General features: G+C 66.3%; 18 protein-coding genes. 7 read left to right on the plus strand and 11 right to left on the minus strand.

What is annotated here, in order from left to right; all coding sequences use genetic code 11:
- Nucleotides 1–252: 252 nt before the first annotated feature.
- Nucleotides 253–1041 carry a ThuA domain-containing protein gene (locus ACOYYX_RS03185; RefSeq protein ID WP_422928489.1) on the minus strand — a complete coding sequence of 263 codons (789 nt, stop codon included), beginning with the start codon at nt 1039–1041 and terminating at the stop codon, nt 253–255.
- Nucleotides 1042–1078: 37 nt separating this feature from the next.
- Complete coding sequence (locus tag ACOYYX_RS03190) at nt 1079–2746, minus strand: sialate O-acetylesterase (RefSeq protein WP_422928490.1); 1668 nt, start codon at nt 2744–2746, stop codon at nt 1079–1081.
- Between the two features lie 206 nt (nt 2747–2952).
- Here ACOYYX_RS03190 and ACOYYX_RS03195 point away from each other — a divergent pair, with 206 nt between their 5' ends.
- On the plus strand, nt 2953–4431 hold the full coding sequence (locus ACOYYX_RS03195) for a sulfatase family protein (protein ID WP_422928491.1): 1479 nt from the start codon (nt 2953–2955) through the stop codon (nt 4429–4431).
- On the opposite strand, the gene ACOYYX_RS03200 is transcribed toward ACOYYX_RS03195, so the two are convergent.
- Complete coding sequence (locus ACOYYX_RS03200) at nt 4339–5490, minus strand: hypothetical protein (RefSeq protein WP_422928492.1); 1152 nt, start codon at nt 5488–5490, stop codon at nt 4339–4341. The two genes, ACOYYX_RS03195 and ACOYYX_RS03200, sit on opposite strands and share 93 nt — an antisense overlap.
- Before the next feature lie 557 nt (nt 5491–6047).
- Between ACOYYX_RS03200 and ACOYYX_RS03205 the strand changes: the two genes are divergently transcribed.
- The 3 genes from ACOYYX_RS03205 (at nt 6048) to ACOYYX_RS03215 (ending at nt 8748) form a co-directional block, all read left to right on the plus strand.
- Nucleotides 6048–6581: a cyclic nucleotide-binding domain-containing protein gene (locus ACOYYX_RS03205; protein ID WP_422928493.1), complete on the plus strand. Its 534-nt coding sequence runs from the start codon at nt 6048–6050 to the stop codon at nt 6579–6581.
- Between the two features lie 352 nt (nt 6582–6933).
- On the plus strand, nt 6934–7878 hold the full coding sequence (locus ACOYYX_RS03210) for a PIG-L deacetylase family protein (RefSeq protein WP_422928494.1): 945 nt from the start codon (nt 6934–6936) through the stop codon (nt 7876–7878).
- Between the two features lie 72 nt (nt 7879–7950).
- A complete protein-coding gene (locus ACOYYX_RS03215; RefSeq protein WP_422928495.1) occupies nt 7951–8748 on the plus strand; it encodes a glucosamine-6-phosphate deaminase in 798 nt (265 codons plus the stop codon).
- Nucleotides 8749–8850: 102 nt separating this feature from the next.
- Here the strand turns inward: ACOYYX_RS03215 and ACOYYX_RS03220 are convergent, their stop codons facing one another.
- Together ACOYYX_RS03220 and ACOYYX_RS03225 are read right to left on the minus strand one after the other, a co-directional pair.
- Nucleotides 8851–11262 carry a protein kinase domain-containing protein gene (locus tag ACOYYX_RS03220; RefSeq protein ID WP_422928496.1) on the minus strand — a complete coding sequence of 804 codons (2412 nt, stop codon included), beginning with the start codon at nt 11260–11262 and terminating at the stop codon, nt 8851–8853.
- A 12-nt stretch (nt 11263–11274) separates the two neighbouring features.
- On the minus strand, nt 11275–11886 hold the full coding sequence (locus tag ACOYYX_RS03225) for an RNA polymerase sigma factor (protein WP_422928497.1): 612 nt from the start codon (nt 11884–11886) through the stop codon (nt 11275–11277).
- 228 nt (nt 11887–12114) lie between these two features.
- On the opposite strand from ACOYYX_RS03225, the gene ACOYYX_RS03230 reads away from it, so the two are divergent.
- From ACOYYX_RS03230 to ACOYYX_RS03240, 3 genes are all read left to right on the plus strand, one after another.
- Nucleotides 12115–12804, plus strand: a complete 690-nt coding sequence (locus tag ACOYYX_RS03230; RefSeq protein WP_422928498.1) for a class I SAM-dependent methyltransferase — start codon at nt 12115–12117, stop codon at nt 12802–12804.
- A gap of 86 nt (nt 12805–12890) precedes the next feature.
- A complete protein-coding gene (locus ACOYYX_RS03235) occupies nt 12891–13793 on the plus strand; it encodes a nucleotidyltransferase domain-containing protein (RefSeq protein ID WP_422928499.1) in 903 nt (300 codons plus the stop codon).
- Between the two features lie 140 nt (nt 13794–13933).
- Complete coding sequence (locus tag ACOYYX_RS03240; RefSeq protein WP_422928500.1) at nt 13934–14908, plus strand: hypothetical protein; 975 nt, start codon at nt 13934–13936, stop codon at nt 14906–14908.
- A gap of 41 nt (nt 14909–14949) precedes the next feature.
- Here the strand turns inward: ACOYYX_RS03240 and ACOYYX_RS03245 are convergent, their stop codons facing one another.
- The 6 genes from ACOYYX_RS03245 to ACOYYX_RS03270 all read right to left on the minus strand — a co-directional run bounded on the left by ACOYYX_RS03245 (nt 14950) and on the right by ACOYYX_RS03270 (nt 22658).
- Nucleotides 14950–15873 (minus strand): tetratricopeptide repeat protein, encoded by a 924-nt coding sequence (locus ACOYYX_RS03245; RefSeq protein ID WP_422928501.1) that lies wholly within the window; start codon nt 15871–15873, stop codon nt 14950–14952.
- Between the two features lie 81 nt (nt 15874–15954).
- Nucleotides 15955–17379, minus strand: coding sequence for a DUF1501 domain-containing protein (locus tag ACOYYX_RS03250; protein ID WP_422928502.1), 1425 nt, complete (start codon nt 17377–17379; stop codon nt 15955–15957).
- A gap of 221 nt (nt 17380–17600) precedes the next feature.
- On the minus strand, nt 17601–19178 hold the full coding sequence (locus ACOYYX_RS03255) for a 2-isopropylmalate synthase (protein ID WP_422928503.1): 1578 nt from the start codon (nt 19176–19178) through the stop codon (nt 17601–17603).
- Nucleotides 19179–19539: 361 nt separating this feature from the next.
- Complete coding sequence (locus tag ACOYYX_RS03260) at nt 19540–20439, minus strand: NAD-dependent epimerase/dehydratase family protein (RefSeq protein WP_422928504.1); 900 nt, start codon at nt 20437–20439, stop codon at nt 19540–19542.
- Between the two features lie 58 nt (nt 20440–20497).
- Complete coding sequence (locus ACOYYX_RS03265) at nt 20498–21532, minus strand: N-acetylmuramoyl-L-alanine amidase (protein WP_422928505.1); 1035 nt, start codon at nt 21530–21532, stop codon at nt 20498–20500.
- A gap of 583 nt (nt 21533–22115) precedes the next feature.
- Nucleotides 22116–22658, minus strand: a complete 543-nt coding sequence (locus ACOYYX_RS03270) for an inorganic diphosphatase (RefSeq protein WP_422928506.1) — start codon at nt 22656–22658, stop codon at nt 22116–22118.
- Nucleotides 22659–22857: the final 199 nt, after the last annotated feature.

Genomic DNA, 22857 nt, shown 5'->3' on the forward strand with positions numbered 1-22857 from the left:
CGCCCCTCGTTGCGGATGAACGCTCCCGAGAACGTTCGGAAGCCTCTAGGGCTCGAACCGAGTGACATGCCCGGTAAGGCGACGGGGGGAACTTTCGCCGGGGCCAGGAAAGGAGCGAGATCGGCCGAGCGTACGGGCTGCGGCCGATCTCCACGACCTGAATCTTTTATACGTTCGGGGATCGCGTTTCATTCGATCTCGGGTCGTCAATTCTCCCCGATTTCGACCGAACGCAGCGGAGGAATCTCCCCGTCACTTCGTTTGCGAGGTGACCTCGCCGGCGGCCGCCCACTCGAGGCCGCGACGCATCCAGGCCTGGTAATTGGGGTCGGCCATCGCCTTCGAGCCGTGGCCGAGGACGGAATTGAAAACGCGGCCTTTTCCGTAGTGGTTCACCCAGATGACGGCCTCGTCCTTGCCGGTCCCCTTGGGCTTGGCGGGGTCGGAATAGGCGGTGGCCAGGACGACGCTGCCCTCGGGCAGCAGCGAGTTCTGATAGAGCTCGTCAATCGGGTGGTCGAACTTCTCGACGAGGCCCTCGGAGATGGGGTGTTTCTGGGCGCTCTTCTTGACCACGAACTCATGCGCCGGGCCGTGGAAACCCTGGGATCTCCAGCCGCCGGCGATGGCCCGCTCGAATTCCTCCCAGTTGGGCTTGGTGAACGAGGCGGACGCGAAGTGGGCGACGACCAGCCCTTTGCCCCCGTGCACGGCCTTGAGGAAGGCCTCTTTGTTCGCCTCCGACCAACGCGTGTCGGCGGCCCCTTGCGCGGTGTCCTTGTAGTTCAGCAGGAGGACGTCGTACTTGGCCAGGTTCTCGGGGGTCAGGTCCTTTGTCGGGGTCGTCGTCACGTCGATGCTGATGCGTCCCGGCGCGGCGAGGAAGTCCTGGAAGATCTGCGTTGTCCCCTTCCAGTCATGGGCCCCGACGTTGTCTCCGGTGATGATCAGGGCCTTGATCGGCCCGGGCTCCGCGGCGCCTGCCGTTGATGCCGCCGAGGAAAAGGCGGCGAGCATCGCGAGGAACGTGATCCGGCTCATGGGGTTCGTCTCCTGGTTGGCTGATGTGTTCGTTCGTTTACTTGATGATGGGATCGAGGGGGACCGGGCCGAAGACCGGCACGGCCATGTCGAGGGCGTCGGTGAGGTTGCAATAAGGGTCGAGGCCGTGGCCGTACCAGAGCTCTGCCCCCGGCGGACAGGCGGCGTCGAGCTTGATGAGAACGGTATCCTGCGACGGCCCGACCCTGGCGTCGAAGATGATCGGGATGATCGTGCCGTCGGGCTTACGGATCGAGAACCCGCCGATGTGTCGCGCCGGCTGGAGCCCTCGATACGGGGCCGCCTCCTGAGGGCCGAGCTTCGGGGCGTCCAGGATCTTGGCGAAGCCCGGGTAGTGATGGGCCGGAGTCTGGGGGAATCCGGAGCCGTCGACGCGGTTGACCCCCTTGAACTTGACGGCCAGGGTCCGGTCGTCGAGCTTGCTGACGCGCTCCAGGGTCGGCGTCGTGGCCCCGGCCTGGCCGAAGACCTCGCGGATGGCGATACGGGCGAGGCGTGCCCCCAGCCGCTTCAGGCCGGGCGTGCCGATGTGGATGCCGTCGTCGAGGTCGAGGTCCACAGCGGCGACGACCGCCGTGTTCGGGATCCGATCCGGGATCAGGCGCTGGGCCTCCTGGACGGCGTTCCAGAACTTCGGGTCGCTGGGGTTGGAGAACCGGCCGAGCTGCACGAGGTAGAAGGGCAGGTCGGGCTGGCCGAAGTCGGAGCGGACCGCGGCGATGAAGTCGGCGAAGACCCGGGGATAGATCTTCGAGGCGTCGGGGTTCGCCTCGGCCTCGCCTTGATACCAGAGGACGCCCCGGACCTTGCCCCCGGCGAGCTTGAACTGGCGGAGCATGGAGCCGTAAAGGCTGTTGCCGCCTTCCCCCTTCTTGGCCGGATCCCACTGCGCCATGCTCGTGCCGCCGTGGGCGCAGGCGATGAGGCCGATGGGGACGTTGGTCGTCGATGCGAGCACGGTGGCGAAGGGGAGGCCCAGGCCCGTCCCCTTGGTCCGGGCCTTATGGAAGGCCTTGGAGCGGGCCTCGCGGTCGGCCGGGTTCAGGGAGTGGACGGGGTCGGGGGAATCGACCAGCCAGTGCAGCGGCTCCTCGGCCTTCGACCACTTGCCGTTCATCCCCAGCAGGCTCACGAGATTCGAGGGGGGCGTCACATCGACGAGGTCGCCGACCCCCTCCATGTTCGACTGCCCGGCGAGGACCCAGAGGTCGCCGACGAAGAGCCGGCCGATCGAAAACGCTGTTGCGTCGGCTCCCAGTTTCTTCACGGACTCCAGCTTCAGGGTCACGTTGACCAAGTAGGGTCCGCCAACCGGCACGTTCTTCAGCACGCCCTCGCGGTAGGACCAACCGTCGACGGGGATCGCCGGTTTCAAGGGATCCGAATGATGCGCGAAGAGGGAGACATTCTCGATGTCCTCGGCTGTCAGGCCATCACTGAGAGAGATGCTGATGTCCGCACGATTGTCGTTGCCGCGTTGATAGACCCGGAACGGCGTCGGCTCCAGGATTGCGATCGGCTTCCGATGATCCTCGGCGCCTTCCACCTTCGTGATGATCTGTGCCGGGGCGCTCGGGGCGAAGACGAGCCCAATCCCCATCAACGCCAGTGCCGGGAGTGCAGAACTCTTCCAACGTCGCAACCGACTCCGATTCGGGTTCGGGAACCCGAGCGATTCGTACATCAAGGCGGTGTCTCCTCGGCTGGTAGCAGATCGACCCGATCCGGGCAGGGCGGGGCCAGGCCCGCATGTTCGACATCCTAAGAGCGTGGGAGGGGGGATGAAAGGGCCCTGCCTTCAGGGCGCGGGCACGGGTGAAATATCTCTCAGGCGTTTCTCCGAAGCAGGCGCTGCTGACGACGCCCTCGCGGCAGGTTACAATTTCCGCCATGAATGTCATCGTCGTGGTCTGCAACAGCTTGCATCTCGGGTTCCTGGGTTCCTACGGCAATAGCTGGATCGAGACGCCGAACCTCGACCGCCTGGCCGCGGAGGGGGTCGTCTTCGACCACCATTTCCCCGAGAACGTGACGACCCTGCCCACCCGGCGAAGCTGGTGGACCGGCCGATACGGCTTCCCCGACCCCGACCAGGGGTGGACCCCGCTCCGCCACGACGAGACGATCCTGCCCGATCTCCTCTGGAAGCAAGGGGTTCGGACCGCCTTCATCTCCGACGTCCCCTTGCTCCGCGACGCCGGGCAGGGGTTCGGCCGGGGGTTCGATGACGTCGTCTGGGTCCGGGGCCAGGGGTACGACCCGCTCGTTCCTCCCAAGGACCCGCGCGTCGGCAAGGTCCGGCTCCGCGACGAGCCAGGCCTGCGGCTGCCCCCCGAGGACGACCCAGACCACGACCTCTGGAAAGAGCGCTGGGAGCAGTTCCTTCGCAACCGGGCCGTGCTCAAGCCCGACACGCCCGAGACCTCGGGCGTCGCCCGGACCGTCGACGCGGCGATCCACTGGCTCGAGCGCCAGGACGGGGATCCGAACCCGTTCCTGCTCTGGCTCGACCTGTTCAGCCCGCACGGACCCTGGGATCCTCCCGAGCCCTTCCGCGATATGTACGCCGCCGCCGACCCCGACGAGTTCGAGGCGGGGGAGGAAGGGGATCTCATCGAGGACGATGACGAGGAGGAGCTCGACCTGGAAGAGGTCCGCGCGCTGATCGACGTCCCCGGCGGGGTCGTCGGCGACGTACTCGACGAGGCCGAGCTATTGCGGCTCAGGCGGACCTACGCGGGGACCGTGAGCCTGGTCGACCACTGCCTCGGCAAGCTCTTCGAGTCGTTGAAGGAGCTGGGTCGCATGGACGACACGCTCATCGTCTTCACGAGCGACCAGGGGGAGCCGCTGGGAGAGCACGGCATCGTCAGGCGTTTCCGCCCCTGGCTCTATGAAGAACTGGTGCATACCCCGCTCATCATCAGAATGCCAGGGGGCCGCTTCGGCGGCTCTCGCCACCTGGGCCTCGTGCAGACGGTCGACCTCTTCCCGACGATCGTCGCCGCGCTCGGGCTCCCGCCGGTCGACGAGATACACGGGCACGACCTCTTGCCCCTGATCCGCGGCGAGCAGACGAAGGTCCGCGACTTCGCCTGCCTCGGCATGGACGTCGAGGAGTACGCGATCCGGACGCAGTTGTGGTACCTGATCGTGCCGATCAACCCGGATCCAGACGATCCTCCGAGGCCCCCGGAATTGTACCGGAAGCCGGAGGATCGTTGGGATCAGAACAACCTGGCCGAGCAGTACCCGGAGATCGCCGAGCACCTGGAGTTAACGCTGAGGCGTTTTGTCGATGCGCTCGGCCGAGACTCGCTGGATACCCTCGGTCCCTTGCGGGAGATCGTTCGCTTTTCGCCGGACTGAGTCGGGGTCGACGAAGGCATTCGAGGCCCCCTGAATCCGCCTCATGAACCGGCCGACGGGCGACTCACGCTTGACGTCGTTGGGCTTCGAGGCCGGGAACATCCCGAAGAAGCCTCCCGACGGCTTCGCTTCGACTCGCTGCGCCGCATAGGTCCGGTCGTTGTCGGTGGCCAGTTCGAGGTGCAGGACCTTCTCGTCGTGATCTCGGGCCTTCACCACGCCGTATTTCGTCCCCAGGGGTGTGCCGACGTCGAGCATGGGCCCGACGGCGTCAGGCCTGGTCATCGCGGTGGGGACCAGGACCGAGGCCGGGATGACCCCGCTCGAGGGGGCCGGTTGCGGGGCGAAGCTCGGGGTGTGGACGTGGCTGGCCTGATCGGGGCAGGTCGACCACATCGGGAACATCCGAGACAGCCACGACTTGCGTTGCCCTGGCTGGGCCGAGGGGTTGCATCCGCAAGGGGCGTTAGCCGGCGCGGGGGCCTGATATCCGTTCATGACCGGGGTCATGCCTGACAGATATCCGTTCGTGACCGGGGTCGTGGCCGCCGCGGAGAGCGAGGCACGCTGCAGGTCGGCGTCGCGAGCGATCGCCGTCCGCACGCCCAGCGGGTCGGGCGGGGTGAACTCCCAGAGGCTCTCGGCCCGCTTCTGGCTCGAGTCGAAGAGCGGGAAGTAGCGGACGACCCTCGTGGGTGCGGGCGCCATGACGGGCGGCTGCGGGGTGAGCCTCCGCGTCGGCTGGGCCGGAGGCGATGGCGCGGGGGTCGGGGGCATCGCGGGCACCGGGACCGGTCGCGTCGGATCCGGATCCGAATCTCTCGTCCAGGTCGGCATCTTCGGCTTCGACGCCGTCGTCGCCACCGCGGCGGGCGGCGGGGCGGGGGCCGGAGCCGGAGCGGGGGCACTTGCCACCGCCTGGGCCCGTGTCGGTGCAGGTGCCTTCGCCTGGAGCGTCCCGGGCGCCGCGTTGGTCTTGGGGGTATGCACGTCGGACGAAACGTCGGCAGGCGCGGACGCCATGGTGGGCGTGGGTGCGTTATTTACGGCCTTCGCCATGGCCGTTACCGGCGCGGCGGGCGGGGTTACGCAGGTCTGACAGGAGGGGTTCGTCCACGCCAGGCCAGGAGAAACCCCCGGACCAGCCATGGGCCGCTTGATTACGCATTGGTGAGTATCAGCGCAACCGGTTAGCCCAAAGACGAGCCCCATTAAGGCAATGGCTCGTGACCGTCTCATGGCGACTCCTTCCGCCTCGGCAGATTCCTTACTCCTATGCGAGGGATGCCCGGATCGCTACCGACGATCCCTCTGGCGTAATCCATCGGCAGATTGTCAACGGGATATCCGGACAAATCCGGAGGTTGGGAAAGTTGGGAGAAAGACTGCCCGTGATTTTCGCTATAATCGTTGAAGTCGACGCAACCTGACGCGAGGAGGAGGGCGGCCTGCCTGTCAGTATCCGCGAAGTTTCGACGACTTCCTTTCAGAACCGGTCAGTCCGGTTGCCCCCCGGAGTCGTATTGAAAGAATAGGGGCAGCGAGGTCGGTTGGCGGGAGGCGAGGGGTCGACCGTCCCATCCACCTTCGTCGAGAAGCAATGAGGAGACCCTCTCATGGTCGAGGCGCACGCCGCCGAACAATTCCTGTCCGTGCCCTTGCTCCACGACGTCGATCTCGAGGCGAAGCGAGCCATCCTCGAGGTCCTGGTCGAGAAGCACGCGCATCAGGGGACGATCCTGCTCCACCAGGGGCAGCCGGGCCAGCACCTCTCGTTCCTGATCGAGGGGAAGGCGAGCATCGATCGAAAGTACGAGGGGGGGCATGTCGAGCATCTGGCACGCCTCTCCGCGCCCGCGGTCTTCGGCACCACGGCATTCTTCCACCCCGACCCGCCGTCGGTCAGCGTCAAGGCCCTGACGCCCGTCACCATCCTCTCGCTCGATCGCGCGGCCCACGAGCGACTCCGCCGCGAGAACCCGAGGGCCGCCGAGGCGCTCGCCCTGGCCGCCGTGAGGACCCTGGTCGAGCGGTTCAACCACCTGGACAAGCGCGTCTCCGAGTCGCTCGCCCAGCACGCGCACGACCACCCCAAGGTGACCGAGTGGTCCGGGTTCCGGGCCCGCTTGTTCGAAGAGTCGAGCATGTAAAGCGGCTTTGATGTGGATTTCGTGAATTCGGCGTTTTTCCCGCGGAAAATGGCCGAAAAATGGGGAGGAGGCGTCCCTTGGCGGCGCCTCCTTCGGGGAGAAAACGGGCCCGAATCGGGCCTGGGAGTTGACGAGCCGAGCCTCGAGCCGCACAATATGGGTGAGGAAAGTTCGTCAACAACTTCCCCCACGCGCCGAGCCCAAGCCCACCCGAACGTCGATTGAGCGGTTTGACTCTCGCCTTCGGCGCGGTGATGGCCACCCCTTTGATTGGCTTGTGTCGGGTAGACTCTTGCGGTGACCGCCTCGACGGGACGGGCCTCGAGAGTTCTCCGTCGGAGCATTCTTGCTGATGGAAAAATCCTTTCTGACCCCTGGCAGCATGCACTGGCAGCCCGACTTCGATCGCTTGCTCGGGACGGTCAAGAACTGTGGCAGCCACGGTCAGCTCGTGGATGTGCGCGAAAGCCTTCGTCATGCGATCGGCCGCGACCGCCCCCTGGTGATGCTCTGCCCCCACGCCGACGACGGTGCGATCACCGCGGCCTGTCTGATGCACGAATATGCCGTGCGTCGCGGCCTGCCGGTGGTCGAGGTCCTCGTCTTCGCGGGCGAGCGCAACGTCGCGGCGCCCTGGCTGAACGACCAGAAGAAGGTCTCGGTCCGCGAGTCCGAATTCCGCCTCGAGTGCAACGTCCTGGGCGCCGAAGCCGTCTGCTGGGACCTCGACGCGTACCGGACCCCCGGCTACAAGCCGTCGCCCGGCGACATCGACAAGATCGTCAACTGGTTCGCGACCAAGCGCCCGGGTGCCCTGATCCTGCCCCCGGCCACCGACGCCCACGTCGCCCACCGGATGACCCGCGCCCTCGCGGCCATCGGGCTCGTCGGCTCGCAGCTCAAAGATACGCTGATCCTGACCGGCTGGACCCCCTGGGGTCCTTTGCCTCAGCCCAACGCCTACTTCAGCTACGATGGCGAGGCCGAGCGCACGAAGGAATGGGCGATCCACTGCCACGCCTCGCAGGTGCTCCTGACCGACTACACCAAGTATTGCTCGCACCTCGGCCGGGCCTACGCAGCCCTGGCTCGCGAGTGGGCCGAAGGGCACAGCCTGTCGGGCCGGGCGCACCGTACGGACGACCGTTTCGTGGGCGTCGAGCTCTTCCAGATCGAGACGTACCACCCCCAGGGTGACGAGAAAGAGGATCCGACCGATCCGATCCAGATTGCCCTGGGCCTCCTGAGCGGCCAGCTTGCCTCGGCCGCATCCCACCACGCCGTCGCCGCCGTCTGAGCTCAGCCTTGTGTCTATGAGATGAGTGCGGCGGCGAGGCATTGCTCGCCTTCGTTCGGAGTGCTTGCGTCGATGCCCGCCCCCGCACGCGTCCTTTCTCTCGCCGGTGCGACCGTCCAGGTCTTCGCCGATGCCCCCACTGGCTGCCGCGCCGCCGCCGATCAGATTGCCCAGGTGACCCGATCGGCGCTGGAAGCCCGGGGCCGGGCCGTCCTCGGCCTGGCGACAGGCTCGACCCCCATCCCCATCTACGCCCGACTCATCGAGTTGGTCAAGTCGGGCGAGCTCTCGTTCGCCGACGTCATCACCTACAACCTCGACGAATATTACCCGATCAGCCCGCTCGACCCGAACAGTTACCGGTACTTCATGCACAAGTACCTATTCAGCCAGGTCGACCTGCCGTCGAACCGGGCGCATGTGCTCGACGGCTCGATCCCCGAGGCCTTCGCGGCCGAGCAGGCCGCGGCCTATGACCGCTGGATTGTCGCCGACGGCGGCCTCGACCTCCAGCTTCTCGGCCTGGGCCGTAACGGGCACATCGGATTCAACGAGCCGTCCGACCTCCCACTGGAAGAGGCCCTCGCCCTGCCGACGAGGCTCACGGACCTCGACCCGATCACCATCGCCGATGCCGCGAAGGACTTCGGCGGCGAGGCCAACGTGATCCGGAGGGCCCTGACGGTGGGCGTCGCCCCCATCCTGGCCGCGGGCACGATCGTCGTCGCCGCCTTCGGAGGCAACAAGGCGGAGGCCGTCGCCCAGTCGCTCAAGGGGCCGAAGACCCCGAAGGTCCCCGGCTCCTTGCTCCAGACGGTGCCCGGCAAGGTCACCTGGTATCTGGATGAGGCCTCGGCCAAGGGGCTCTGAGCCTCCCAGGCGATTTCTGAAACGAAAAATCCGCGAGTCGGGGTGACCATCTCCCCCGACGCGCGGATCGGCTTTTTGAGCCTGACGCTTCTCAGCCGGACTTCACTTGGCCGAGCTGACGCTCGCCCCCGAGCTCTTCTGGCCCTTGACGCTGGCCGGCTTGCCCGAGTAGCGGATCTGGGAGCCGGATGCGATGACGTAGCTCAGGCTCTTGTTGACGTGGATCCGGGCCAGGGTCGCCCCTTCGAGGAAGAGTCCGGCGTCGTCGACACTCAACCCCGCGAGCTTGAACTGGCTGGATCCGCCCCCCTTGAGCTGGAGCGAGGCCGCCTTGCCGGCGAGCTGGATGTCGCCCGAGCCCTCGGCCACGACCTGGACTTCCCGGGCATCCAGGATGAGTTTGCTCAGGTCGACATGGCTCGAACCGTTCGACTCAATCTTCGCGCCTCCGGCCGCGCCGACGAGCTTGACGGTGCTGGAGCCCTCGGCCTCGATCTGGACCTCGGGCGCCGTGACGGTCCCTTCGAGAACGCTACTCCCGTTGACGTCCGCCCGGAACGGCTGGTCGCCGGACTGGACGTTGACGTGGGCGTGGGTGCTGCCGTCGAGCTCGAGGCTGGCGACCTTGATCGGGAATTCCGCGAGGCGGAGCCGGCTCGTCCCGTCGGCCGAGATCTTGGCGGTCCCCGCGCCGCCGGTGAGGCTGACAGAACTCGTCCCGTCCGCCTCGAGGTCGAGGGACTCCACCGCGAGTTCGCCGACGAGGGTGCTCGCTCCGTCGATGTCGGCCTCGAACTTCGGCTCGCCGCGGAACCCCTTGAGGGTCGCCTTCGAGGCCCCGTCGAGTGCGAGCTTCTCCAGTCTGGGCAGGGTGATCTCGACCTTGAGCGGCAGCTTGGTCCGATAGTTCAGGTTCGGCTCCATCTCGATGCTGAGCGAGGGCCCCTTCTGGGTGACGCGGATGTGATCCTGGAGGTTGTCGTCGGTGGTCGTGACGAGCTTGAAGGCGTCCCCCTTCACGATCTCGGCCTGGAAGGTTGAGGCGATGGCGATCGCCGAGAACTCGGCCGCCTCCCAGGTCTTCGACGAGGCCGTGCCCGAACCCGTGATCGTCTGGCGAGAGTCCCCGCCGCCGTTGAACAGGAACCGGAACAGGCCGCCCCGGCGCGGGGCCTTCGCCGTCGCGTTCGCATTCGGGGGCGTGGGCGGGACCGGCGGGGCGAAGACGCCGGCCGGCGTGGTCGGGAGGGGCGGAAGCTCATCGCCGTTGGCCAGGAAGAAGGCGAATACAGATCCCAGCATCAAGCCGATGGCGGTCTTGGTCTTCCAACCCATCTTGCGGAAGGGCTTCCTGACTCTGGCCCTGGCCCGGGAAGCCGGCGTTCGCTGGAGGTCGGCGAGCTGGCGCTGGAGGACGTCCGCGACTTCCTCGGCCGAGCCATAACGACGGCCGGGGGCCTTGGCGTGGAGCTTCTCGACGACGGCGGCGAGGCCTTCGGGGATATCGGGGTTGATCTCGCGGAGCGGCCGGGCCCGGTCGTCGCGCACCCGGAGCAGGACAGCCGGGGTCGAGTTGGCCCGGAAGGGGGGGAACCCCGCGCACATGAAGTAGAGGACACTCCCGAGCCCGAAGAGGTCGGAGCGGTGGTCGACCGCGTCGCCGTTGGCCTGCTCGGGCGACATGTATTGCGGGGTTCCGGCCACGACGCCGCTCTGCGTCAAGCTCGCGTCATCCACGGCGCGGGCGAGGCCGAAGTCGGACAGCTTGACGCGCTCGACCCCGTTCTCGAGCAGGATGTTCGAAGGCTTCACGTCGCGATGCACGAGCCCTTGGGCGTGCGCCGCCGCGAGCCCTTGAGCCGTCTGCACGCCGATCCTGAGGATCTCCTTGACCTCGAGGGGGCCATCGCGGTCGATCCGCTGCTGCACCGAGCGCCCGGCGATGTACGGCATCACGAGGTACGGCAGCCCCTTCCACTCGTCGACGGCGTGGATGGCGACGACGTTCTCATGCACGACGGCCGCCGCCGCCTTGGCCTCGCGGGCGAACCGGCTCCGGGCCGCCGCGCTCGTGGCCAGATTCGAGGCGAGCACCTTGATCGCGACCGTCCGGCTCAGGGCCGGGTCGAAGGCTTTCAGCACGACGCCGAAGCCCCCGCGACCCAGGACGCCGGTGACCTCATAGGCCCCGAGCTTGCCGATCGAGCCCGGGTCGGCCGAAGGGGCCAGGAAGTCGAGGCCCAGCTCGGCCCGGCTGCCCGCCTCGACCTCGTCGCGGGCAAAGGGGGGGATGTACTCGGTCTCGGGGGTCGAGGCGTCGGGGTCCGGGGCGAGCTGGCGGAGCTCCGCCCAGAGGCGGTTGCCGGCCGCGAGCCGTTCGAGCTTCTTGCGGCAGCCTTCGCAGTCGTCGAGGTGTTCGGCCAGGTCGTTGGACTCGATCGAGGTCAGCCGGTCGTCGAGGAATGACCGCAACTTCGACTCGTCGCAGTGGGTCCGATAAATCCGCGAAACCATGATTATGGGCTCCTAGAACTCGCCGCTCAGTTCTTGGTCGTAGTCTTCGATCTCTCGTCGTAGCCGGGCCACGACCCGGCTCTTGTACTGGTAGACCGTGCCCAGGGACATGCCCAGGGCCTCGGCCACTTCCTTGGCGGGCTTCGCCTCGACGCCGGCATGCCAGAAGGCCTGCCAGACCGCCTCGGAGAACTCGCCTCGGATCCGCCCCGTCGCCCAGGTGAGAAGCCTGCGCCGATACTCGTTGGTGAAGAGGACGGAGTCCTCGCCATTGAGGTCGGGCTGCTCTTCGAGCAAACGCTGGATGTCGGTGTCGCCGGTCCCTTGGGGGCGCCGACGCTGGGCGGCCAGGACGTTGATGATCAGGTTGCGGGCGATCCGCGAGAGCCAGCCCCGGAATGAGCCTCGTTGCGGGTCGGGGTCGTACCGCTCGATGGCGCGAGCCACCGCGCGGAAGACGTCCTGCACGAGGTCCTGGGCGTCCGCGTCCTGCAGGCCGCGGCTCCGCGCCAGCCGATGCACGAGCGGGCCGTAGATCTCCGTGAACTCCGTCCAGGCCCGTTCGTCCCCGGGGTCGCGGAGCCGGATCAGGAGACTCGGTCGTGTGCTCGGCGATTCGTCCATCCTGTCATCCTCCCGAGAGATACACACGCGGCGACCGAAGACTTGAATGCCAGTTCGCCCAAACCGGCGAGAATATTGTCGCAGGAATGCGAAAGTCCCGGGAGCCGTTTCCCTTTCGTCGATTTCGCGAACCTGCCGAGGGCCGAGACCTGAGGTTGTAAAACTGCGATAATCGCATTGCGTCGATCCGGTCGTGGCGCATTCCGAAAGACTTCGCAGGCTCAAGGCATGAAGCTCCTCAGCGACGAAGACCTGGAACGCTCGGCGGTCGTCGCCAACTGCCGGATGAACCGGGAGCGCAACCTCTCGGGCAGCAACGGCTATGACAAGGAGCTCGGCTTCCACCCGCTCGCGTACCTGAAAGAGCGGGGGGCCCTGATTGGACGGAGCCCCGCCTGGCTCGACCTCTGCTGCGGCTCGGGCAAGGCCCTCATCGAGGCGGCGAGCCTCATCCGATCGGAAGGCTGGGCCCATCCCCCTCGAATCGTCGGCGTCGATCTCGTCGGCATGTTCCTCCCACACTTGCGAGAATTGAAAGGGCTCAAACTGGTCGAGGCCTCATTACGAACCTGGCAGCCCTCCGAGCCCTTCGATCTTATCACCTGCATCCACGGCCTCCACTACGTCGGCGACAAGCTCGGCGCCATCGCCCGGGCCGCCTCGTGGCTGACAGCACAGGGCCTCTTCGTGGCGAGCCTGGACCCGGCGAACCTCAAGCTCGCGGAGTCGTCGACGAGCAACCCAATCGTGGCCGAGCTTCGCCACTCCGACCTGGAATTTGACCCCAGGCGTCGATTGCTGAGATGCCGAGGCGTGAAGTCCATCGACCTCCCCTTTCGCTACCTCGGGGCCGACGACCAGGCCGGGCCGAACTACACGAGGCAGCCTGCGGTGAATTCCTATTATGAAAATGGCTGATTATGAATGCCTGAAATGAGACCGAACCGAGAGACGCCCGGGGCTCTCTGAATCGACCAGGGGATCGTATCCGGAGGGCCATCGCCGTGAGCACGCTGCAACGCCTGACCGACCAGAATCTGATCAAGCCGCCGCGCTGGCTGCCGGGGAACGTCCAGTACGAGACGATCATGGGATCGGTCGCCTACGGGGTCTCGTCCGACACCAGCGACGTCGACATCTACGGCTGGGCCATCCCGCCTCGCGACGACATCTTCCCGCACCTCCGCGGCGAAATCCCCGGGTTCGGGGAGCCGTCGGGCCGGTTCGAGCAGTTCCAGGAGCATCACGTCAAGGATCGCAGTGCCCTGGCCGGCCACGGTCGAACCTATGACCTGACGATCTTCGGGATCGTCAAGTTCTTCTCCCTGGCGATGGACAACAACCCGAACATCATCGACAGCCTCTTCACCCCGACGACCTGCGTTTTGCACTGCACCAGGGTCGGCACCGTTGTACGGGAGAACCGCCGGCTCTTCCTGCACAAGGGGGCCTGGTCGAAGTTCAAAGGGTATGCTTATTCACAAATGCACAAGATCGCGATCAAGCAGCCGAGGGGCAAGCGGGCCGAACTCGTCGCCGAGCACGGCTACGACACCAAGTTCGGCTATCATGTCGTGCGCCTGATCGGCGAGGTCGAGCAGATCCTGACCGACGGCGACATCGACCTGCAGCGCGACCGCGAGACCCTGAAGGCCATCCGCCGGGGCGAGTGGACTCACGAACGCCTCCGCGCCTGGTTCGCCGAGAAGGAACTGCAACTCGAGAAGATCCACGCCGAGAGCACCCTCCGCGCCTCGCCCGACGAGTCTCGGATCAAGGCGCTCCTGCTCGACTGCCTCGAGGAGCATTACGGCAGCCTGGAAGGTTGCCTCGTCAACCCCGACCGGGCGACCCTCGCCCTGCGCAACATCCAGGCCGAGCTCGATCGCGTGAAGGATCTCCTGTAACCGAGGCGGTGCCGGGGCCCTGGGGATCGCGGGCGGAAGTCGTTAATCTCTGGGGGGCATGACCGAATGCCTTCTGGCCGGGGATGGGCCCTGGCCTTGAGGTCGGGCCTCCTCGGCGAGGCACACCGGAGCCGCTTTTGATGGACGCCGTGTTCCGCCCTCGAAAGTCGTACCTCTACCAGAGTGCGGGGGGATTGGCCGCGTTCCTGCTGTGGGCCGCGGCGGGAATGTCTATCGCATACTTCGACCCGGGGGTGAAGCATCGGCTCCTCGCGATGGCCCTGATAGCCGGCATCCCCATGACGATGGCGATACTCTCCGCCTTCCTACTCGCGATTGCCTGGACCGAAGAGTTGCAGTTCTCCGGCGACCGGCTCATCCACCGGTTCCTCAACCGCCAGAGGGAATTCCTCCTGTCGGAGTCCACCAGGGCGCAATGGCGGACGACGAGAACCAGCGGCAAGCTCATCCTGAGGAGCGGCTCGGAAAAGCTCTCGATCGATTTCGACACTTATGAGCCGGACGCCCGCGAGTCGATCATCCGGCAGGTGCGGGAGAAACTCGCCCCCGAGGCCCAGGAGGGCTGGGACTACTTCGAACAGAGGCAGTCGAAGCTCGAGCGGCGAAGGACCGGCACCAAGCCTGGCCCCGGCGAGATTCTCATCAGCCGTCGCCGCTATGATCGAATGCTGATGCCGGCCCTCGTGGTGACGAGCATCCTCGGGGCGATCCTCTGGAGATTGACCGGCAAGTCGGCTCTGTTCGTCGTCCCGCAACTCGCCGTCCTCGCGGGCTGGGCGTTGTTGCGGTTCGCGACCCCGACTCAGGGGCTCGTGACCCCCAAGATCACCCTCGCGAAGGACCCCGCCGTGGTGCGCTACCCTCCGTATTTCGTCCCCTGGTCGGCGGCGGTCCTCGTCGGCCTGTTCATCTGCCTGGCGTTCCACCGCCGGCTGTCTTACCCCGTCGCGACGTTCATCGCCCTGGCCTCTCTCTTCTACGGCCCGTTCATCTACGAGACCATCCGCCTGCAAAAAAGGCGATCCCAGTACTCGCGCGAGGCCGCCGAAAAGAGTCGCGCCGAGGCCGTCGCCGACCCCTGGCCGCTCGACTGAATCGGCCTCGAGGCCGATGTCTTTGCTCCTGTGAGAGGTGTTCAGACATAAGGGAACGTCGGGAAGTCGGGATATCCCCCTTGGTTAATCACATCACACCAGTGTTTGATGGGGCAGTCGGTATCCGGCTTGAGAGCCGAGCAACGCTCAAGGTAACGGAGGACGACCTCGCGTTCACCCTCGTAAAGGAGATCGTTCGCCAGGCGCCAGTCGAATTCAATCGGAGGGGTGTCGATGTCGATGGATGCCAGGAGGTGAGACTTCGCCGACTCGATATCACCGGCTGATAGATCGATTCGACCGAGGATGGTATGAGCCTTATTGATCGCGTGGGCTGAGCCCGAGCATTCTCCGATGAAGAGCATCCGGGAGAGGAGGTCTTCGGCGATGCTCCTCGCCTTATCGTTAAGGTCGGCGTCCATGTAGAGTCGACAAAGCATGCTTGACAAGAAAATATGATCGGAATCGGTTGCGTCGAGTTCGACCGCATGTTCGATCTGGGCGGTGCTTTCCATCAGCCATTTCCGCGAGCTGTCCTGATGGAACCTGGCCTTACACAATGAGATGAATCGATACGTCATTCCTAGCATGCCGGGCCAGGTCGCGGAGTTGGGCTCGACAGTCTGGGCACGCAGGATGAAACGATGCCAGTCGTTGATCCCTTCCCGGATGGCATCCGCCGGATCATCGGGGGCCAGGTCGCCGATGCTGAAATCGCGGTCTTGCCACCACAGGTTGTTCAGCGTCACTTCTCGGACCCGGGGGCTTTTGTCGCCGAGGTCGGCGATCATCCTGGGATAATCCCAGTCCGTTGAAGGAAGGTCATCGAGCGTGAAATCGACCTCGCCAAAGTCGTCGAGTTCCGGCTGAGGCCCGGGCGAGCCCTCGATGATCGTTTCTTCGCACCAGGGGCAGGGCCCGCGACGGATCTGGGGATGCGTGACGTCGCAATCCGAGGGTGACATGGTATTGCGCCCTGGAGTGGCTCCATCGTCGGGCGGGGATTCGCCCCGGCTCGGGGCGTGGTCCCCGGAACGCAGACCAGTTTACGCGAAGATCTCGGTGATCGGCATCCCGCCGTGGGCGATGTGGATCGGCCGGTCGGTGAGGTCGTTGACGAACATCTGGGAGTCGACGCCCAGCAGGTGATACATCGTGGCCACGAGGTCCCCGGGGGTGACCGGGTGGTCGTTGACGTGGGCGCCGATCCGGTCGCTCGAGCCGTGGACGTAGCCTTGCTTGACCCCCGCGCCGAACAGGAGGGCGAAGCCGCATTGCGGCCAGTGGTCGCGCCCGGCCTTGCCGTTGATCCGAGGGGCTCGGCCCATCTCCCCCATGATGACGACGAGGGTGTCGTCGAGCATGCCCCGACACTCCAGGTCTTCCAGGAGCGTGGAACCGATCTCGTCGAGGTTGGGGATGTTGAAGTCCCGCATCAGCGAGAAATTCTTCTCGTGCGTGTCCCAGTGGCCCGAGCCGCGAGATTCGGTCGTCATGGCGACGAACGTGACCCCCGCCTCGACGAGCTTGCGCGCGACGAGCAGGCTCGTGCCGAAGAGGGAGGTGCCGTAAGGCTTGCGGACGTGCTCGGGCTCGCTCGCGAGGTCGAAGGCGTGGCGGGCCCGGCTCGAGGTGAGGAGCTCGATCGCCTTGCGCTGGAAGTGGTCGAGCGTGGCGAATTCGCGCGAGCCTTCGAAGCCGGTGAGCTGGCGATCGAACTCGTCGAGCATCTTCGTGCGGTTGCGGAAGCGGTCGATGGTCAGTTCCGGCATGGAGCCTACGGAGGGCAGGCGTGGCTCGCCTACCGGGGCGATCGGCTCGTAGAAGTTCGCGAGCTGGTCGAATTCGCGGTCGAACTTGGGGTCGCAGTCGGTGAAGAGCGGGTCGTACTGTCGCCCGAGATATCCGCCGTAAGGCCCCGCCCGGCGCAGGCCCTGGCTGTAGCCCGGGAGGGCCGGCAGAAAGACGGAGCAGGGGAGGTCACTCGGCCCGAGGCCGAGATACTGGCAGACGGCCGCGATCCCCGGGTGGTCGGTGCGCTTGGCGTAGTAGTTCTCGCGGTCATCGCCGCCGGTAAATCCGGTCAGGAGGGCGTAGGGATTGTGGCTGTTGTACCCGTGCGTCACCGAGCGGATCAGCGTCCCCTTGTGCATCCACTTCGCGAGCCTGGGCATGTGCTCGCAGACCTGGATGCCCGGCAGGCTCGTCGCGATCGGCTTGTATTCGCCCCGGATCTCGGCGGGGGCGTCGGGCTTCATGTCGAACATGTCGATATGACTGGGCCCGCCGTACAGGTTGACCAGGATGATCGACTTCGCCCGCGCCGGGTGGCCGGCGGATTGCTCCTTCGCGCGGAGCAGTCGCGGCAGGGTCATCGACCCGAAGAGGGACAGGCCCCCGACTCGCAAGAGCTCGCGGCGAGTCGTCCCGTCGCAAACCGTGGCACCGCCACTCCCGAGAACGCGCAGCATGGCAACCCCGCCTCTCTTCCCCTCGGGAATACCGCACGACCACCGAATGTTTAACCGGCGTGGAACATCCTAGCGCCGAAAGGGCGCGGATGCAAGAGTCGATCGGGGCGGGAGGGATCGGTGGAGTATGAGAATCCCACGCGAACGTGTGATGGGGCGGGATGCCAACGGGAGCCCTCGAGGTATCGAATCTCGAAGGGCTCCCGGTTTCAACTCGATCCTCAGGCGCCGGCGCCTGGGCGGCCGAGGACTTCGCGGGGCTGGTCGCGGTCGCGCCTGGAGGCGATGGCGTTGACGGCGTTGAGGTAGGCCTCGGCCGAGGCCTCGATAATATCGGTCGAGGCGGCGCGGCCGCGGAAGGAACGCTGGTCGGACTCGACTTCCAGCTCGAGGGAGACCTCGCCCTGCGCGTCCTTGCCGCCGGTGACGCCCCGCACGGCGAACTCGCGGAGATTGGCGGTGATGCCGGTGACACGCTCGACGGCCTTGAAGATGGCGTCGACCGGGCCGTCGCCGGTGGCAGCGTCGGTGACCTCCTGGCCGTCCGGGCGCCTGATGCAGACGGTGGCCGTCGGGATCACGTTCGTGCCGGCCGTCGTGTGCAGGCCGACCAGCGCCCAGTGGGCGGTCACGTCCTGAATATGCTTCTCGATCAGGACGACCAGATCGTCGTCGTAGACTTCCTTCTTCTTGTCCGCCAGCGCCTTGAAGTCGACGAACAGGATCTCGAGCTGGGCGTCGTTCAGGTGGTAGCCCAGCTCGGTGACGCGGTCGCGCAGGGCGTGCCGGCCGGAGTGCTTGCCCAGGACGAGGTCGGTCTTGGGGACGCCGACTTCCTCGGGACGCATGATCTCGTAAGTGGATCGTTCCTTGAGCATGCCGTCCTGGTGGATGCCGGCCTCGTGGGCGAAGGCGTTGCGGCCGACGATCGCCTTGTTGCGCTGGACGGCCAGGCCGGTGACGGTCGAGACCATCCGGCTGACGGGATAGAGCCGCTCCGACTTGATGCCGGTGGTCAGGCCGTAGTAGTCGAACCGGGTCTTCAAGGCCATGACGATCTCTTCGAGCGCGGCGTTTCCGGCACGCTCGCCGATACCGTTAATCGTGCACTCGACCTGCCGGGCCCCGACCTCGCAGGCGGCCAGGCTATTGGCGACGGCCAGGCCCAGGTCGTTGTGGCAATGGACGCTGATGACCGCCTGGCCGATGTTCGGGACGCGCTCGCGGAGCGTCTTGATGACGCCGGCGTACTGCGTCGGCGTGGCGTAGCCGACGGTGTCGGGGATGTTGACGGTCGTGGCCCCGGCCTCGATGGCGGCCTGGACGACGTCGCAGAGGAAGTCGACCTCGGTCCTGGCGGCGTCCTCGGGGCTGAACTCGATGTCGGCGCAGACCGACTTGGCGTGGCGGACGCTGGCGACGGCCCGCTCGATGACCTGCTCGCGGGTCATCTTCAGCTTGTGCTCGCGGTGGATGGCCGAGGTCGCGAGGAAGACGTGGATCCGCGGGCTCTGGGCGAACTGGAGCGCCTCCCAGGCCCGGTCGATGTCACGCTCGTTGCTGCGGGCGAGGCCGCAGACGACGGTGCCGCTGATCTCGGTGGCGATGGCGCGGACGGCCTCGAAGTCGCCGGGGGAGGCGATTGGGAACCCGGCCTCGATGATGTCGACCCCGAGCGCGGCGAGGGCGCGTGCCACCTCGATCTTCTCGACCATGTTCATGCTCGCGCCCGGCGACTGCTCGCCGTCACGCAACGTCGTGTCGAAGATCCGGATCCGATTCGCGTTCGCATCGGCCATGGCTGAAACTCTTCTCTGGTCTCGTGTTGGGACGGGGGAATCGAATTCCCCCTCGGGACAGAAGTCGCTCGGGTTTGGCTTTGACCGGTGTGGATACGCAAAAACCCCGAGACTCACCGGTCAAGGCGGGTCTCGGGGCTTCGTATGTCACGCGAAAGGCGCTCAGACGACGAACCCTAAGACTCCGCCCGGCCAAGCCGAAGCAGGCCGAGAATCCGTTGAAGTCGAAGGTTCGCCGCTAGGGATCGCATCCAGGTCAGGCTCCGGGAGCGTCTGCCTCTCGTCCACAGTGGTCATGATAGGCGCTAATACCGGCAAAGGTCAATGGCGCGACGAAATTCAAAAATCGGGCGTCCCCTGCTTATCGCGAGGCCTCGAGGATCTCCCCGATCGTCCGCTCGAGCAAGGGGCGCCCGCCGAAACGCATCCCGAGGGCCTGAATCTTGGATGTGACGATCTGATTCTTAGGGACGGGGGCTTCCCCCCGGATCTCGGCCTTCGAGCCGGAGAGCTCCCGGGCCAGGGTGGCCACGTCGTATTCGGAGATGTACTGGTCGTAGCACTCGTAGGACTCGCCCGCGATGGCGTCGGCCGAGAGCAGGATCCGCGCGGCTTTGGCGACGTCGGCCGCGTGGACCTCCTTGCCGCCCCCCTTGCAGTGGACCTCCTGCTCGCGAGCGACGGCCCGGATCAGGTCGAACCACTTGCTGACCTGGGCGGGGTGGGCCAGGCCATAGATCCCAGTCGGCCGCAGGGCGGCGATCGGATAGCCTTGGCCGAAGCCGTAGCTGTGGACGAACGCCTCGATCGCCGCCTTGGAGGCTCCGTAGTGGCTTTTCGGCCAGGCGGGGTGGGTTTCGTCGAGCGGGCGCCCTTCGACGATCTTCTCGTGGACGGCCCCCGTCGAGATGAAGACGATCCGCCCGACTCCCGCCTCGCGGGCGGCCTCGAAGAGGCGGATCGAGCCGACGACGTTGATCTCGGTGAAGCGGACGAGGTCCCCCTCGCCGCCTCGAAACGCCTTTCCCGCTCGGAAGAGCCCGGCGTGGACGAGGGCGTCGCAGCCCTCGACCAGCCGTCGCGAGGCCTCGGCGTCGCCGAGCTCACCCGGGAGCCACTTGATGGCGTCCGCGAACGGTTCCAGGCCGGTCCGGTCGCTCGACGGCCGATGCCAGCAGTTCAGTTGATGTCCCTGATCGGCCAGGTCGGCGACCAGGTACCGCCCGAGGAATCCGGTCGCTCCCGTGACTGCGATCCGCATCGGGGGAAGCTCCCTGTTGGTTTGCCTTTGGAGAGGAATACAGCAAGGGCGAGGCGGCTTACTTGGCCATCAGGGCCCTGGCGCCGTCGATGACCTTGTCCCACTGGAAGGCCGGGCCCGGGTCGACCTTGTTCGTCTGGACGTGGTAGTGCCCGAGAACCCCCTCATACGCCTTGAAATCGGCTTCCGGCAGCTTGTGGTCGACGAGCTTGCCAGAGGCGTCGCGGGGGTAGTCGCACTTGATCTTGGGGAAGACCTTGCAAAGCGTGGCGGTCAGCTTGATGAGCGAGTCGTACTGCTCGGGGGTGAGGTCGTACTGCTCCAGTTCCTGCCCCTGGACCATGCCCACGACCGGCTCCGGGCGGCTCGGGCGGGCGACCCAGTCCTTGCCGAGCGAGGCGCGATGGCCCTGGCCCTCGGGCAGGACGAGCTCGATACCCCCCTTGTCGTCCTTGCGATACCACTTGGAAAACACCGGCGCCGCCGACTTGTTCTTGACGGGGTAGGCCCCCACGTTGGCGATCTCGATGCCGATCGAGCGGCCATTGGAGATCGTGGCGTGCCAGGCGCCCTCCTTCAGGTCGAGGCTCTGGTAGATCGTGCCGTCCACGTCGAGCATGAAATGGACGCTCAGGTTCCGGTGGTCGTGGAGCACCTCGAAGCACTTCTTGCTCGTCCCGGCCACGTCGAAGTGGATCACGAACTGGTCGACCACGCTCTGGAGCAGGGGGAGGTCCCAGCCGCCGCCGTGGACCTGCTCGGCCTGTTCGGGGGTCAGGGTGACCTTGCGCCTGCCGTAGCGGTTAGGCGTCCGCTCCGAATCCCCCTTCCTCACCGGCGGAACGTTCGTCCTGGCGAAGCGATTCTCGACGCGGTAGGCGTCGAATCCGCCCGGATCCATCCAGAGGACGACGGGGGCCGTCGTGTGGAAGAGCTGGCCGCAGACGACGATCTCATCCCCCTTGCGCGGGATGGCCTCGCCGACCTTCGGCTCGTCGGCCGAGGCGGTCAGGTTCAGCCCGAGCAGGAAGGCCATCGACAGCAGGTTCCGGGCGAGGGCGGCGGTGCATTTCGGTCGCGAGTAGCTTCGCATCAGGAGTCTCTTCGGTCTCAAAAGACGGCGTGGCGGGGCGTCAATTCCCGGAGAGCGGCTGCGCCCGGTCGCCTGGATATCGCGGCCTGATGCCGGAAATCCGGGAGGGGCGGGGAGAGGTCGGCGCGACGCTCGGCGTCCGGGAATCCGGGCGGGGAGAGAGCAAGCCTGCTTGCCGGAGGGCCGAGGGGCACCTCGGCCAGGCTCGGCATCGGTCTTTCCCCGAGACAAGTCGGCGTCAAGTCTGAAAGTATTGGCCAGCGTTTGCGCGAAGACAACCCCCGGGCGGGTTTTGGGCCCGAGACTTCGCGATGAGCCTGCGCGTGCAGAGGCCTGCTGCCAGGTCCGGCGTGCTGGCTTGTCGAGGTGGATGTGGTCGGGGCGGGGGCCGAGTGGGCCCGCCCGGCGAAGGGGAGGGGCGAGGAACCGCCGTCGGGGAGAGGGGGCGGACCTGGATTCATGGGCGAACCTCGCCGCAAGGGCCCACGCGAATCGATCTCGCCATCGCCCGACCCAGGCTCCTTGGCTTGGCGTCGGGCGTCCCGGCGATGGGGATGAGGCCGAGGTTTTGGCCTCGGTCAGATCAATGGAAGCCCTTGCGGCGGGCGTGGCTGTAGCGCTGGAGGGCCTCCTCGATGACGGGGAGGGCGACCTCGGACGGCTGGATCTCGTCGACCTCGACCGACTTGCCTTCGAGGAACTTGTAGTCCTGGAAGAAGCGGCGGAGCATGGCCAGGCGGTGCGAGGGGAGTTCCTGGGCCTCGCGGAAGCTATTGAACTCGGGGTCGCCGACGGCGACGGCCAGGATCTTGTGGTCGCGCTTGCCGCTGTCGACCATGGTCATCAGGCCGATCGCCCTCGCGGTGACGAGGGTCATCGGGGCCACGGCTTCCTGGCAGAGCACCAGGACGTCCAACGGATCCTCGTCCTCGGCATACGTCTGCGGGATAAATCCGTAGTTCGCCGGGTAGTAGACCGCCGAGTAGAGCACCCGGTCGAGCCGGAGCAGCCCCGTGCGCTTGTCGAGTTCGTACTTGACGCTCGATCCCATCGGGATCTCAACCAGAGCGTTGAACTCCATGGGCAGGTGTTCGCCCGGGGTGACGTCGTGCCAGGGATGCAGCATGGTTATCGGTCGCTTTGGGGGTCTGAACGCCTCACAAGTGGAGGTCGAAGATCCTATCATACCAGACGACCCCCGCGCCGAAAACCAGCCGCCGGGGCCCGAGCGGGAGGTTTGCGCAGTCCGGAGCGTTCCAGCCATGCGCGACGCCATCCCGCCGGGCGGACTCGATCGGGCGGACGAGGCCGCGCATGGATCGGGA

Origin of the sequence: Singulisphaera chitinilytica (assembly GCF_049331405.1) — a bacterium.
In the GTDB taxonomy this organism is placed as follows: Bacteria; Planctomycetota; Planctomycetia; order Isosphaerales; family Isosphaeraceae; genus PoT.